A 13,168-nucleotide genomic window follows, 5' to 3' on the forward strand; every position below is an offset into this window, starting at 1 on the left:
CATGCGGACCTTGGGCGTGGACCTGGCGGCAGCCACCAAGAAAACCGCCGCTGCCGTCATCGAGTGGGACCTGGATTCCCGTGGCCAAGGCCGTGCCACGCTCGCCCACCTGGCCCTGGACGTGGACGACCAGACGATCGTGGACCTGTTCGGCACCAGCGACATGACCGGTGTCGACTGCCCTGTCGGCTGGCCGGACGCGCTGATCCCGTTCCTCACCGGGCACCTGGACAACGTTGCCGCCCCGGTCCTTGAGCACGACGGCATCGCCGGCCGGCGGCTCCTCGCCTACCGGGACACGGACCGTTTCTGCACCGCGCAGACGGGCCTGATTCCGCTGAGCGTTTCGGCAGACCGGCTGGCCCACCCGGCCATGCGCTGCGCGGTGATCCAGGCAAAGATCGCTGCGCTGCACGGCCCCCAGTCCCGGGATGGCTCCGGCCGGCTGGCCGAGGTATATCCGGCGGCCTCGCTCAAAATCTGGGGCCTCAACGGCCGCGGGTATAAGGGGCGGGGGACCACGGAAACCGAGCGGCTCGGCGTGCTCCTTGAAGCCCTCTGTGAGCAGGCGCCGTGGCTGGACCTGGCCGGATACGAGGCCCGGCTGGCGGCTTCGGACGACCTGTTTGACGCCGTCGTGGCTTCGCTGACCGCCCGGGCCGTGGCCCGCCGTCGTACGCGCCTTCCTGATGAGGCGCACGCGCGGGCCGCCCGCAGCGAGGGCTGGATCCACCTGCCCTCGTGCGGGCTCAGCGACCTTCCCGGCTGACGGGTCGTCAGCGGCCCAGCTTCCAGTTCCGGATGTCCTCCGGGTCCTCGCCGTGGGTGCGGGTGTGTTCGCGGGCGCTGTCGCGGCGGTCCTGCAGCTCCTGCCGCAGGAGTGAGTACTTCTCGGCCAGGCCGGGCACCCGGTCGATTGCGTCGATGGCGAGCGTGAAGCGGTCGATCCCGTTGAGCATCGCCATGTCAAACGGGGTGGTGGTGGTCCCCTCCTCCTGGTAGCCGTGCACGTGCAGGCCCTCCTGGTTGGTGCGCTTGTACGCGAGGCGGTGGATCAGCGTGGGGTAGCCGTGATACGCGAAAATGATGGGCTTGTCCGTGGTGAAGATGCCGTCGAAGTCCCTGCCCGGCAACCCGTGCGGGTGTTCGCTCTCGTCCTGGAGGCGCATCAGGTCCACCACGTTGACCACGCGGACCTTCAGCCCCGGGACGCCGCTGCGCAGAAGTTCCGCGGCGGCCACGGTCTCAACGGTGGGGACGTCGCCTGCGCAGGCGAGCACGACGTCGGGTTCCTCGCCGGCCACCTCGGAGCCGGCGAACGTCCAGATTCCCAGGCCGCGGCGGCAGTGGTTGGCCGCGTCCGCCGGGCCCAACCAGGTGGGAGAGGGCTGCTTTCCGCTCACCACCACGTTCACGCAGTCCGTGGACGCCAGGCAGTGCTCCATGACGGACAGCAGGGTGTTGGCGTCCGGCGGCAGGTACACCCGGATGACCTCGGCCTTCTTGTTCACCGCATGGTCGATGAACCCCGGGTCCTGGTGCGAGAAGCCGTTGTGGTCCTGCTGCCAGACATGCGAGGACAGCAGGTAGTTCAACGAGGGCACAGGCTGGCGCCACGGCAGCCGGCGGTGGACCTTCAGCCACTTGGCATGCTGGTTGAACATGGAATCGACAATGTGGATGAAGGCCTCGTAGCAGTTGAAGACGCCGTGCCGGCCGGTGAGGAGGTAGCCTTCCAGCCAGCCCTGGCACAGGTGCTCGCTGAGGACCTCCATCACGCGGCCCGACCTCGCGAGGTGCTCGTCGGCGTCGTCAATCCGGTACTGCCACACCTTGTCGGTGACCTCATAGACGTTCTGCAGCCGGTTGGACGCGGTTTCATCCGGCCCGAACAGGCGGAAGTTCTCCATGTTCTGCGCGATCACGTCCCGCATCCACGAACCCAGCGTGATCATGGGGCTCACGCGGTCCGTTCCGGCTGCTTCCACCTCGACGGCGTAGTCCCGGTAGGCGGGCAGCTTTAGGGCCCGCCGGAGCACTCCGCCGTTGGCATGCGGGGTGGCGCTCATCCGGAAGTCCCCGGTGGGTGCCGCCGCGGCGACGTCGGCACGGAGCCGCCCGTCGCCGTCGAACAGTTCTTCCGGACGGTAGGACTGCAGCCACTCCTCCAGCTGTTTGAGGTGTTCACCGTTGGTGCGGACCTCGGACAGCGGGACCTGGTGGGCCCGCCAGGTCCCTTCCACCTGCAGCCCGTCCACGGTCCGCGGACCGGTCCAGCCCTTCGGCGAGCGCAGCACGATCATGGGCCACCGGTTTCCGGGGTGGTCTCCGGAGGTGCCGTCCCCGGCCCCGTTGTGGACGTCCCCGGCGTCGCGGTGTTCAGCCTGGATGGCGCGGATGTCCGCGAGGCACTGGTCCAGGACGGCGGCGAAGTCCTGGTGCGCCTGCCCGGTATTGCCCGGGTCCTGCACAGTGACGAAATACGGTTCGTGCCCGTAGCCGCGCAGCAGCTGCTCCAGCTGTTCCTGGGGCATCCGGGCAAGCACCGTGGGGTTGGCAATCTTGTAGCCGTTGAGGTGCAGGATGGGCAGCACTGCGCCGTCCGCCGCGGGGTCCAGGAAGTTGTGCGAGTGCCAGCTGGCCGCCAGCGGCCCGGTTTCAGCCTCGCCGTCGCCGATCACGACGGCGGTCACCAGCTGAGGGTTGTCCAGCACCGAGCCGTACGCATGGGCCAGGGAATAGCCGAGTTCGCCGCCCTCGCTGATGGACCCCGGGCTCTCCGGCGCTGCGTGGCTGGGGATGCCGCCGGGGTAGGAGAACTGGCGGAAGAGTTCCGCGAGCCCGGCTTCGTCGTTGCCCACGTGGCCGTAGATCTCCGAGTACGTTCCTTCCAGCCAGGCATTGGCCACGACGGCGGGGCCGCCATGGCCGGGCCCGGCAATGAAGAGCATCTCGGCAGCGTCGCGGCGGATCACGCGGTTCAGGTGGGCGTACACGAAGTTGAGCCCGGGAGTGGTACCCCAGTGGCCCAGCAGGCGGGCTTTGGTGTCTTCCGGGCCCAGGGGCCGGCGCAGCAGCGGGTTGGAGCGCAGGTAGATCTGGCCGACGGAGAGGTAGTTGGCGGCTCGCCACCAGCGGTCCACGAGCTCAAGTTCCTCGCGGCCCAGGGCGCCCTGCGCGGCGGTTGCCTGACCTGTGTTGCCGTTTCCCTTGAATCCAGTCCCAGTGCTGCCGGTCATAGCCATCCTCACCTTGGGGTTCACGCCGTGCCCGGCCGTCCCTCCATCGCAACATCCCAGCCGCCCAGGCACAACCACCTGGCGTCGTCCACATGGGCTGACCTACCCGTGGGCGGTGCAGCCTAAGCACGATAGATTGAAGATGTTTCGGGCAAGACGAACTTTGGGGGAACGGACGTGACCGACGTACACGGCACGGCAGCAACGCAGTCACGCGCGGAGGCAGCCCTGTGGAAAAGCGCCCGTCAGAGGGTCAAGACACTGCGGAACGGGACACGGGTGGTCGATTCCACCATCTGGCGCTCCGTCAAAGCCTGGGCCGTGGATTTCGGCATCGTGGCCATCCTGGCAATCATCGCGGCCGTCCTGGTGGGCACCTCCCTGACCGGGACCGCGGGCAAGGCCGCCGGCGCTGCTGCCGCCACCTGGCTCATCGCGCCCTGGCTGTACGGTTTCTGCTGCGCGGGCGGCCGGTCCCTGGGCTCGCTGGCCTCGCAGACGGAAGTGGTCCGGATCAGCACGGGCGAAGCTCCTGGGTTCTGGCGGGCCGGCTGGGTCATGTTCGCCAGAACTGTCCTGTTCTCCGTGATGGTCCTGGTGCTGCTCCTGGGCACCGCGGAGGGCTCTTCACCCTCCGGTGCCGAACCGAAGGGACGGCACCTCACCATCGACAGGAGGTTCCCGAAACTTCCGGCGGGGGCTCCCGAAGCTGCGCCCTACGACCAGCCCATAACCGCTTGACCAGCCGTAACACTCCCCCTCGCACATTTACTACTTACCGGTAGTGTGTACCCAGAATGTTCACGCTGACAATCAACCAGACGGACAGCCGGCGCGACGGTGACCGGGTGCCGCAGTTACTCAAGGACCTGCGGCACATTCCCGCGCGCCTGGACTTTGACCGCTCCGTCGAAGACGAAGTCCAAGGCATCGTTGAGTGCCCTGAGCAGGCGGTTGAAGCAGCCCTGGTCGCACTGCGCAGCGGCCAGTGGTACGTGGGGATTGGCGTCGGTCCGGTCAACGAGCCGCTGCCGAACCAGATCAAGGACGCGTCCGGCCACGGCCTCATCTACGCCCGACGGGCGGTGGACCGGCTGCGCAACAGCAAAGAGCGCGTGCCGGTGGCCGTCGAAGGGCCCCTTGCGGACATTGCGCACGACGCCGAGGCGGTCCTCCGCCTGCTGGGCCACATAGTGCGCGACCGGTCGGGCGCGGAGTGGCGGGTTCTTGACCTGCTGACGCCGGGTGTCCGGGGCCAGCAAAAGGCGGTGGCCCAGGCGCTGGGCATCACCACGCAGGCGGTCAGCAAGGCCGTGGCCAGGGCGCAGTGGAACGAGGAATACGCGGCCAGGCCGGCTGCCGCACGGCTGCTGGCGCTGATCCTTGAGGTGAGGTAGCAGCGCTACTTGGCTGTAGCCGCCAGGACGGGCTCGCCGTTGAAGTATTCGAGCTGCCACCCGTCGACGGCGTGGTGGTGCGCCAGGTTCAGCGCGGCGTTGTCCACGCTGGGCAGGGTCTCGCCGATGGCCCGGCTGAGGCTGACGCGCAGGAGCGTGCCGTGCGTGACCACCAGGAGCCGCTGGCCGCTGAATTCCTCGGCGAGCGCTTCCAGGGCTGCGAGGCCGCGGCTGGCAGCTTCGTCTTCACTCTCGGCACCCTTGAAGCCGCCCGGGATCCGCAGCGCGTCCAGTTCCGGGCCGGCCTGCATCCCCTCGGCGGGCCCGAAGCTGCGTTCGGTCAGTTCCGGTACGCGCCGCGACACCGCAAGGCCCAACCCTTCGGCGATCAGGTCGGCTGTTTCCGCAGCACGGCCCAGCGGCGAGGAAACGATCGCATCCCATGCGTACGGCGCCAGTACGGCGGCGGCGTCGCGTGCCTGGCCCCGGCCCACGTCGTTCAGCGGAATGTCGGTAGACCCCTGCAGCCGGAGCTCGGCATTCCAGTCGGTCTGGCCGTGGCGGACGAGGGCAAAGGTCGTAAGGGTCATATCTACCATTCTGCCTTGTACCCGGCTGGGTTACGGAACCGTGCCGGGGCGGGCGGGGACGCGTGGCCGCAGCCGCGGGCTGTGGCGCCCGGAAGACTAGAGGAGGCTGCGCAGCACGTGGGCCGCGCCGTCATCGTGCACGGAGTGGGTGACCTCGTCCGCGATGGCGATGACCTCTTCGGGCGCCTGGCCCATGGCCACTCCCCTGCCGGCCCAGCCGAGCATCTCGATGTCGTTCCTGCCATCACCAACCGCCACCGTGCGGCTCGGATCGATGCCGAGCTGCAGGCGGAGGTTTTCCAGGGCGCTGGCCTTGGTGACACCTGCCGCTGCGATGTCCAGCCACGCCGTCCAGCCCACCGAGTACGTGACGCCGGCCAGGCCGATATGGTCGATGGCCTCGTTGAACTCCTCCGGGGTGTTCTCGGTGCTGAACACCACGACGCGCACGGCCGTGGCATCCAGCATGGTCTGGAAGTCGACCCCGATGGCCTCGACGCCGAAGCTTGCGTCCTGGAACCGCTCGGTGGAGAGGAAGTTGCCGTCGGCGTCCTCGAGCGCGTACTTGGCCGAGGGCAGCCGTTCGCGGAGTGCCCGGAGGGCCGGGGCGGGATCGAAGGTGGCCTTGTGGATAATTTCGTAGCCGCCGTCGAGCTCGGGGTGCAGCCGCAGGGTCACGCCGCCGTTGCAGCACACCGCATACCCGCGCTCCACGCCGATCTTTTCGATGATGGGCAGCGTGGCATTGAGGGACCGGCCGGTGGCGATCATCACCTCGTGGCCCGCGTCCACCACAGCCTGCGCGGATTCCCGGACGGCCGGGGACATGTGGCCGTCGTGGTCCACCAGGGTGCCGTCCACGTCCAGGGCCACCATGAGCTGGCCGCCGCTAAGTCCGTTAAGTCCGCTGTTGTTGGATTCTGTGTCTCGCCGGTCATCGTTGCCGGCGACTGAGGTTTCAGTCAGTGTTGTCATTGTTCCAGTGAAACAGACGCCCCGAAACGCCGCTAGGACGCGCGCCACAGGTTTGTTGAACACCCGGTTAATACTCACAGGTTGTCCACGCTGTGAATGTTTACCCCGGAACCGGCAGCCTGGCCCGGCGCATAAACCGGTTTCGAATCCCGGGCCGCTTCGCAGATCCTCGCCTTGAAAGCTCCGATAAGCGGACAAGCCCAGGAACTGCGGACTCTCGAGCACCGGCGGCCCCGCCAGGTCCTACACCTGCAGCTTCCGCCGGCCCGGTACTGCCGAGATCAGCTCCTGCGTGTACCCGTGTTCCGGCCGCTCAAGTACCGATTCCGTAGCTCCGGCTTCCAGCAGTTCCCCGCCGCGCATCACAGCCACGCGGTCCGAGATCTGCTGCACCACCGCGAGGTCGTGAGAGATGAACAGGTAACTCAGTCCGTCCTGCGCCTGCAGTTCAGCGAGCAGGGCCAGGATCTGGGCCTGCACGGACACGTCCAGTGCGGACACTGCTTCGTCGAGCACCACCAGTTCGGGCCGAAGGGCCAGCGCACGGGCAATGGCCACCCGCTGGCGCTGCCCGCCGGACAGTTCCGCGGGATGCCGCCGCCCGTAGTCGGCAGGCAAGTGCACCGCGTCCAGCAGCGCAGCCACCCTTGCGCGGCGCTCCGACGGCGTTCCCTCGCCGAAGGCGCGCAGCGGTTCGGCCACGCTGTCCGCCACGGTGAAACGCGGGTCCAGCGAGGCGTAGGGGCTCTGGAAAACCACCTGGAAGCGGCGCCGGAGCTGGCGCAACCGCTCACCCCGCGCGGCGGTGAGGTCCTCGCCGTCGAACGTCACGGAGCCGCCGGTTGGCTTGTCCAGCCGCAGCAGGAGCCTGGCCACAGTGCTCTTGCCCGAGCCGCTCTCCCCCACCAGGGCCAGGGTCTCACCGCGCAGGATCTCCAGCGACACGTCGTTGACCGCGGTCAGGGTGCGGGGCCCGTTCGCCGTCCGCGGGAGGTGAAAGACCTTTCGCAGGTTCTGTGCCTCCACGAGCGGGCGGGCCGCAGGGCCTGATCCGGCCGGCGCGCCCGTGGCCGGCCCGGCCACAGCGGCCACAACAGGCCGGAGCCGTTTGGGGCTCAGCCCTGGTGCGGCGGCGATCAGCTGCCGGGTGTACGCGTGCCGGGGACTGCCAAGGACCTCCGGCGCCGGGCCCTGTTCCACGATTTCGCCCCGCCGCATCACGATGATCCGGTCCGCACGGTCCGCCGCCACGCCAAGATCGTGCGTGATCAGCAGGACGGCGGTCCCCCGCTCCGCCGTAAGCGCCGCGATGTTGTCCAGGATCTGCCGCTGCACGGTGACATCCAGGGCGCTGGTGGGCTCGTCCGCGATCACCAGCCGGGGCCGGGCGGCGAGCGCGGTGGCGATCAGCACCCGCTGTCGCATCCCGCCGGAGAACTGGTGCGGGTACTGCCGGGCCCGGGATTCGGCGTCGTGGATGCCGCTCTCTGCCAGCAACCGGACAGCGTCCCTGCGGGCGGCTTTCTTCGGCTGCAGCCGGTGGATGGTGAGGGCCTCGGCCACCTGGGGACCCACCTTCTGCAGCGGGTCCAGCGAGGCGGTGGGGTCCTGCGGGATCAGGCCGATGTCCTTGCCCCGCACGCCCTGCCACTCCTTGCGGGTGAGCCGGGAAAGGTCCGCTCCCGCGAAGACCACGGAACCGGACTCCGTTCGGGCGTTCCCCGGCAGCAGGTTGATGATGGCGTGCGCGGTGGTGGTTTTTCCGGAGCCGGATTCGCCCACGATCGCCACCACCTCGCCGGCGTTGATCTCGAAGCTGACGCCGTGCACGGCCTCCCGGGCCGCGCCGTCCACCAGGTAGCTGACGCGCAGCCCCTCCACTTTCAGGAGCGGCTCGGCGGCTCCGGTGGGCGGGCCGTCCTGTACAGGGGCAGCCGTCATGTCCTGTTCCTTTCGGGGTCCTGGAAAGCGTGCGAGATGCGGTTGGTGGCGAGGACGACGGCGGCGATCACCAGGCCGGGCAGGGTCACCAGCCACCATGCGGCCACCAGGTAGTCGCGTCCGCCGGCCACCAGTGAGCCCCACTCGGCGGCCGGCGGCGGGGCGCCGAAGCCGAGGAAGCTCAGGGAGGAGATGGACAGCACGGCCATCCCGAACTCCAAGGCGGACAGTGCCAGCACCGGCCCGGCGGCATTCGGCAAAACGTGCCGGAGCAGGATGCCGTGCCAGCGGACACCGGAGGATCTGGCCGCCTCCACGTACACGGCGGATCCCACACGGAGGGATTCGGCGCGCATGATGCGGGCGAAGTTGGCCACGCTGGCAATGCCCACCGCGATGGCGATGTTAACCGTGCCGAAGCCCAGCACCGTGATGAGCGCCAACGACAGCAGCAGGCTGGGGATGGCGAGCAGGACGTCCATGACCCGCATGATGGCGTCGTCCACCCAGCCGCGCAGGAACCCTGCCAACAGGCCCAGCAGCGAACCGGCCACCAGCCCCACCGCCACCGCAACAGCTGTGGCCGCCAGGGACGTGGCGGAACCGTGCACCACCCGGGAGAACAGGTCCCGGCCCAGGCTGTCCGTCCCGAACCAGTGCTCGGCAGACGGCGGCTTGAGCCGGGCCGAGGGAACACCGGTGTCCGGTGGCCAGTGCGTGAAAGCCCCGGGGATCACTGCCCACAGGATCACCACGGCGATGACCAGGACCGCCAGGACCAGGCCAGGGCTTTTGAGCAGGGCCCTCGCCGTGCGGGCAAGCCGGGCAACCGCAGGGTGTGCTGCAGGCTCCAGCCCGACGGCGGCGGGCGCCGAAGTCTGTACGGCGCCGGCCGCCGGATCCCCGGCCTTTTCCCTGCCGGGGTCAGGAGCGCCCGCTGCGTCCGCTGCCGGTCCCGGGCTGTCCCGGAGAAGTTGCTGCGACATGCTGCCTCCTAGGCGGTGGCCCTGGCCGCGGTGTTGATGCGGGGGTCCACGAGCGGGTAGATCAGGTCAACCACCAGGCTGGTGATGACGAAGATGGCGGCGGCCAGTACCACGAGCGTCTGGACCACCGGGATGTCACGGCTGTTGACGGCCGTGACCGTGAGCCGGCCAATGCCGGTGCGCGAGAAAACCGTTTCGCTGACCACGGCCCCGGCCAGCAGGTTTCCGACCAGGATTCCCAGCATGGTCAGGGTGGGGATGGCCGCGTTGCGCAGGGCGTGCCCGAAGTGGATCAGCGCGTCGCTGGCCCCCTTGGCCCGGATCTGCTCAATGTACGGTTCGCCGAGGGTCTGGTGCAGGCTGCGGGTGAGCAGCTGGGCAATCACCGCCGAGGTGGGGATCGCCAGGGTCAGCGCGGGAAGCACCAGGCTCTGGGCGCCGTCGTTCCCCAGCGCAGGGAACAGCCGGAGCCGGAAGGAGAAGAACTGCAGGAGCAGCAGCCCGATCCAGAACGTCGGTACCGCGATGCCCAGCGGCGGCAGCGCGGCCACCAGTTGGCGGACCCAGCGGTTGCGGCTGAACGAGGCCGCGATGGCCAGCGCACTGCCCAGCAGCACGGCCAGCGCAAATCCGGCCGCCGCAAGCTTGATGGTTTCCGGCAGGACCTCCCCCACTGCCTGGGTGGCCGCCACACCGTTCTTGATGGACACCCCGAAGTCCAGCTGCAGGGCCTTGAACAGCGCTATCACGTACTGCTCGTGCAGCGGCCGGTCCAGCCCGTATTCACTGCGCAGCTTGGCTACCAACGCCGGGTCCACCGCGTTCTGCTCGTCTCCGCTGGCCATGATGCTCACGGCGTCCCCCGGGAGGAGGTAGAGGATCAGGAAGGAGACGGTGTACGCGGCCCAGAGGACGAACGCCCCCTGCAGCAGCCGCCGGCCGACGTAGCGGATCACTGGGACAGCCAGGCGTCGTAGAAGTCCAGGCGGCTGGAGGCTTCGAACGCCAGGCCGTGGACCTTTTCGTTGGCGGAGATGGTGGTGGAGAGTTCGTACAGCGGGATGGAGTGGGCGTCCTTGATCAGGGCTTCCTGGCCCTGGTCCACCAGCTTCTGGCGGGCGTCCTTGTCCAGTGCTGCGGCCTGCTCGCCCAGCGTGTCGTCCACCGGCAGCTTCTCGCGCAGGTTGCTGCCGCCCCGGGCGGTGGTGGAGGCGAACACGGTGCGCAGCACGTCCGGGTCGCTGCGGGTCAGGTTGCCATAGGAGAAGTCGTAGTCCTTGCCCGCCTGCGCGGCGGTGACGTCGGCGATGGTGGTGAATTTGAGCTGCAGGTCCACGCCCACGGCCTTGAGCTGCTGCTGGACCAGTTCCAGGACTTCCTTGGGCGACTGCCAGTAGGTGACCTTGAAGGCGAGCTTCTCGCCGTTCTTCTCCCGGACTCCGTCCGCCCCTTCTTTCCAGCCGGCATCCTCCAGAAGCTTCCTGGCGCCGTCGGGATCATGGGCCAGCAGCCCGCTGAGGTCCTTGAAGTACGGCGTAGTGTGGGACAGGACGCCCTTGGCGGGCTGGTCCTTTTCGGTCAGCAGGGTGGTGGTGATCTCCTCGCGGTTGATGGCCTTGGAAATCGCCTGGCGCACAGCCGTTTCCTTGAGCTTGGGCGTGGACTCGTTCGGGTACAGGTTGTAGACGACGCCGGGATTGGCCCGGGTTTCGTTCCAGAAGCCGTTGCCGTTGAAGAGGGTGATGTCCGCCGCGGAGATGGCCGCCGTGGCGTCGATCTGGCCGGACTGCAGGCTGCCGGTGCGGTTGCCTGCCTCCGGGATGATCTTGAACGTGACCGTGTCCAGGTAGGCCTCGCCCTTGTTGGTGTTGGTGGACGCCGGCCAGCTGTATCCGGCGCGCCGCTCCAGCACCGCTTCCTTGTCCACGGCGTAGCTCTTGACGCTGAACGGGCCGGAGCCGGAGAACTTTCCGGCGCAGCGGTCCGCCTCGGAGAGGGATGCGGACGACGGCGAGAGGAGGCCCAGCGTGAACGTGGACGTTGCCTGCAGGAACTGGGCGTTGGGCTTGCTGAAGTCCACCACAACGGTCTGCGGGTCCTTGACCGTGATGGCACTGACGTCGCTGAGGTAGGTGGACCCCAGGCTTGCCTTGGCCCCCAGCGCCTTGATCGCTTCGAAGTTGGTCTTCACGGATGCGGCGTCAATGGCCGTGCCGTCAGCGAAGGTGGCGCCGGTACGGAGCGTGAAGGTGAAGCTGGTGGCGTCGGCGTTGGATTCGAACTTCTCTGCCAGCCAGGGCACGATTTCGCCGGACTTCGGGTCCTGCGAGGTCAGCGACGCCACGGTCTGCCGGGCGACCGCGATCGCATCATTGTTACCCACCTGCTGCGGATCGATGCAGCCGCGGTCCACGGACAGGGCAAAGTTCAGGTTGCCGCCGGACACCGGCGTGGCGTCGGCGCTTTGCTGCGTGCCGGCGTCGGCGCCGCCGCCGCAGGCCGAGAGCAGGAGGGCCGCGGTTCCGAGGAGGCCAACGACGGCGGCGGGCCGGCGAAGGGGGCCGGCGGGCAGGGAACGGGGCCGGTTCAGGCGGGGCTGGGTGGCGCGGGTCATGCGACGTTTTGGCTTTCGGTCAGGCCGGCGCCGTTGCGGCCGGAGTTCAGGGATGCGCGGCGGGTGAGCGGGGCGCGGAGGCCCAGGTTTTCGCGGAGGTTGGTGCCTTCGTATTCGGTGCGGTACACGCCGCGGTCCTGCAGGCGGGGAACGAGTTCGTTGACGATCTCGTCCAGGCCGCCGGGGACGATCCACGGGGTGATGTTGAAGCCGTCCACGGCACCCGCGTGGGCGTATTCAGCCAGCTTGTCGGCGATGCCGTCGTAGGAGCCCACCAGGCCGCGGCCGTTGAGCCGGGACCGTGCGGCCACGAACTGGCGGATGGACTGGCCCTTGTCCTTGGCCTCCGCGCGCCACTGCGCGGCGAGTTCCTTGGCGCTTGCGCCGTGGAAGGCGTTGCCGCGGGTGGGGTTGGTGACGTCCACGATGGGGTCCGTTTCGGGCAGTGGGCCGTCGGGGTCGTACTCGTTGAGGGTCCGCCCCCAGAACTGTTCGAGGTACGCAATGGCGGTCTCCGGGCCCACCTGCTGTTCGCGGACCCACTGGTGTTTCTCCTCCGCTTCGGCCTCGGTGGCGCCGAGGATGAACTCCTGGCCGGGGAAAATCTTCACGTCGTCGGCGGGGCGGCCGGCTTTGAGGGTGCGCGCCACAATGTCCTCACGGAATTTTTTGGCGTCCTCGAGTTCGGCGTGCCGGGAGAAGATGACGTCGGCATTGCGGACGGCGAAGTCCCGGCCGTCGGCCGAGTCGCCGGCCTGGAACAGGACGGGGTGCTGCTGGGAGGAGCGCGGCAGGCGGCCGGTGATCTCGACGTCGAAGCTTGCGTCCTTGCGCCGGACCGGGGCGGCGCTGCCGTCCGCGAGCCAGCGCCCGGCGTCCCGGGACCCGGCGATTGCGCCGTCAGCCCAGGAGTCCCAGATCGCTTTGGCCGTCTGGACGAAGGCCTCGGCCCGGATGTAGCGGTCCTCGTGCTTGAGGAACCCGCCGCGCCGGAAGTTGGCGCCGGTCCAGGCGTTGTCCGTGGTGACGATGTTCCAGGCCGCCCGCCCGCCGGAGAGCAGGTCCAGGCTGGCCAGGCGGTGCGCCAGGTCCGCGGGGTCGTTGTAGGTGGTGTTCTGGGTGGCCACCAGCCCGATGTTGGTGGTGACGGCAGCCAGGGCCGCGAGGGCTGTCTGGGCATCGGGGCGGCCGGCGACGTCGAGGTCGTGGATGCGGCCCAGGTGCTCACGCAGGCGCAGCCCTTCACCGAGGAAGAACGCAGAGAAGAGGCCGCGCTCCGCGGTCTGGGCCACGCGGCGGAAGGATTCGAAGTCTGTTTGGGACCCGCTCTCCGGGGTCTTCCAGACGGTGGTGTGGTTGACGCCCTGGAAGAAGACGCCAAACTGGATCTGGCCGTTGCCGGCGGGGCGGTGGTGGGTGCTCATGA

The 13,168-nt window shown here is 68.7% G+C and carries 11 protein-coding genes; 3 read left to right on the plus strand and 8 right to left on the minus strand.

What is annotated here, in order from left to right; genetic code table 11:
• The first annotated feature begins 1 nt into the window (after position 1).
• Entirely contained in the window at positions 2-769 is a 768-nt protein-coding gene (locus UC32_RS14605; RefSeq protein ID WP_045731916.1) for a DUF429 domain-containing protein, read from the plus strand.
• A 7-nt stretch (positions 770-776) separates the two neighbouring features.
• On the opposite strand, the gene UC32_RS14610 is transcribed toward UC32_RS14605, so the two are convergent.
• The gene (locus UC32_RS14610; protein WP_045731917.1) at positions 777-3,239 is read right to left on the minus strand and encodes a phosphoketolase family protein; all 2,463 of its coding nucleotides are present in this window, start codon (positions 3,237-3,239) and stop codon (positions 777-779) included.
• A 177-nt stretch (positions 3,240-3,416) separates the two neighbouring features.
• Between UC32_RS14610 and UC32_RS14615 the strand changes: the two genes are divergently transcribed.
• Entirely contained in the window at positions 3,417-3,980 is a 564-nt protein-coding gene (locus UC32_RS14615; RefSeq protein WP_045731918.1) for an RDD family protein, read from the plus strand.
• A 56-nt stretch (positions 3,981-4,036) separates the two neighbouring features.
• Entirely contained in the window at positions 4,037-4,636 is a 600-nt protein-coding gene (locus tag UC32_RS14620) for a MarR family transcriptional regulator (RefSeq protein ID WP_045731919.1), read from the plus strand.
• Between the two features lie 5 nt (positions 4,637-4,641).
• Here the strand turns inward: UC32_RS14620 and UC32_RS14625 are convergent, their stop codons facing one another.
• The 7 genes from UC32_RS14625 to UC32_RS14655 all read right to left on the minus strand — a co-directional run bounded on the left by UC32_RS14625 (position 4,642) and on the right by UC32_RS14655 (position 13,166).
• Positions 4,642-5,226, minus strand: coding sequence for a histidine phosphatase family protein (locus UC32_RS14625; RefSeq protein ID WP_045731920.1), 585 nt, complete (start codon positions 5,224-5,226; stop codon positions 4,642-4,644).
• A 96-nt stretch (positions 5,227-5,322) separates the two neighbouring features.
• On the minus strand, positions 5,323-6,201 hold the full coding sequence (locus UC32_RS14630; protein WP_045731921.1) for a Cof-type HAD-IIB family hydrolase: 879 nt from the start codon (positions 6,199-6,201) through the stop codon (positions 5,323-5,325).
• A gap of 243 nt (positions 6,202-6,444) precedes the next feature.
• A complete protein-coding gene (locus tag UC32_RS14635; RefSeq protein WP_045731922.1) occupies positions 6,445-8,142 on the minus strand; it encodes a dipeptide ABC transporter ATP-binding protein in 1,698 nt (565 codons plus the stop codon).
• Positions 8,139-9,128 carry an ABC transporter permease gene (locus UC32_RS14640; protein ID WP_052690594.1) on the minus strand — a complete coding sequence of 330 codons (990 nt, stop codon included), beginning with the start codon at positions 9,126-9,128 and terminating at the stop codon, positions 8,139-8,141. The genes UC32_RS14635 and UC32_RS14640 overlap by 4 nt, the downstream gene beginning before the upstream one ends.
• An 8-nt stretch (positions 9,129-9,136) precedes the next feature.
• The gene (locus tag UC32_RS14645; RefSeq protein ID WP_045731923.1) at positions 9,137-10,084 is read right to left on the minus strand and encodes an ABC transporter permease; all 948 of its coding nucleotides are present in this window, start codon (positions 10,082-10,084) and stop codon (positions 9,137-9,139) included.
• Complete coding sequence (locus UC32_RS14650) at positions 10,081-11,742, minus strand: ABC transporter substrate-binding protein (RefSeq protein WP_045731924.1); 1,662 nt, start codon at positions 11,740-11,742, stop codon at positions 10,081-10,083. The genes UC32_RS14645 and UC32_RS14650 overlap by 4 nt, the downstream gene beginning before the upstream one ends.
• Complete coding sequence (locus tag UC32_RS14655; RefSeq protein WP_045731925.1) at positions 11,739-13,166, minus strand: NtaA/DmoA family FMN-dependent monooxygenase; 1,428 nt, start codon at positions 13,164-13,166, stop codon at positions 11,739-11,741. The genes UC32_RS14650 and UC32_RS14655 overlap by 4 nt, the downstream gene beginning before the upstream one ends.
• Positions 13,167-13,168 lie beyond the last annotated feature (2 nt).

It is taken from the genome of Pseudarthrobacter chlorophenolicus (genome assembly GCF_000962805.1).
Classification (GTDB): domain Bacteria; phylum Actinomycetota; class Actinomycetes; order Actinomycetales; family Micrococcaceae; genus Arthrobacter; species Arthrobacter chlorophenolicus_A.

What these genes read in the sequence shown, in the direction of transcription:
- UC32_RS14610 (WP_045731917.1), bottom strand. Translation starts at nt 3,239, where the DNA reads ATGACCGGCAGCACTGGGACTGGATTCAAGGGAAACGGCAACACAGGT.
- UC32_RS14620 (WP_045731919.1), top strand. Translation starts at nt 4,037, where the DNA reads ATGTTCACGCTGACAATCAACCAGACGGACAGCCGGCGCGACGGTGAC.
- UC32_RS14635 (WP_045731922.1), bottom strand. Translation starts at nt 8,142, where the DNA reads ATGACGGCTGCCCCTGTACAGGACGGCCCGCCCACCGGAGCCGCCGAG.
- UC32_RS14630 (WP_045731921.1), bottom strand. Translation starts at nt 6,201, where the DNA reads ATGACAACACTGACTGAAACCTCAGTCGCCGGCAACGATGACCGGCGA.
- UC32_RS14605 (WP_045731916.1), top strand. Translation starts at nt 2, where the DNA reads ATGCGGACCTTGGGCGTGGACCTGGCGGCAGCCACCAAGAAAACCGCC.
- UC32_RS14625 (WP_045731920.1), bottom strand. Translation starts at nt 5,226, where the DNA reads ATGACCCTTACGACCTTTGCCCTCGTCCGCCACGGCCAGACCGACTGG.
- UC32_RS14640 (WP_052690594.1), bottom strand. Translation starts at nt 9,128, where the DNA reads ATGTCGCAGCAACTTCTCCGGGACAGCCCGGGACCGGCAGCGGACGCA.
- UC32_RS14650 (WP_045731924.1), bottom strand. Translation starts at nt 11,742, where the DNA reads ATGACCCGCGCCACCCAGCCCCGCCTGAACCGGCCCCGTTCCCTGCCC.
- UC32_RS14655 (WP_045731925.1), bottom strand. Translation starts at nt 13,166, where the DNA reads ATGAGCACCCACCACCGCCCCGCCGGCAACGGCCAGATCCAGTTTGGC.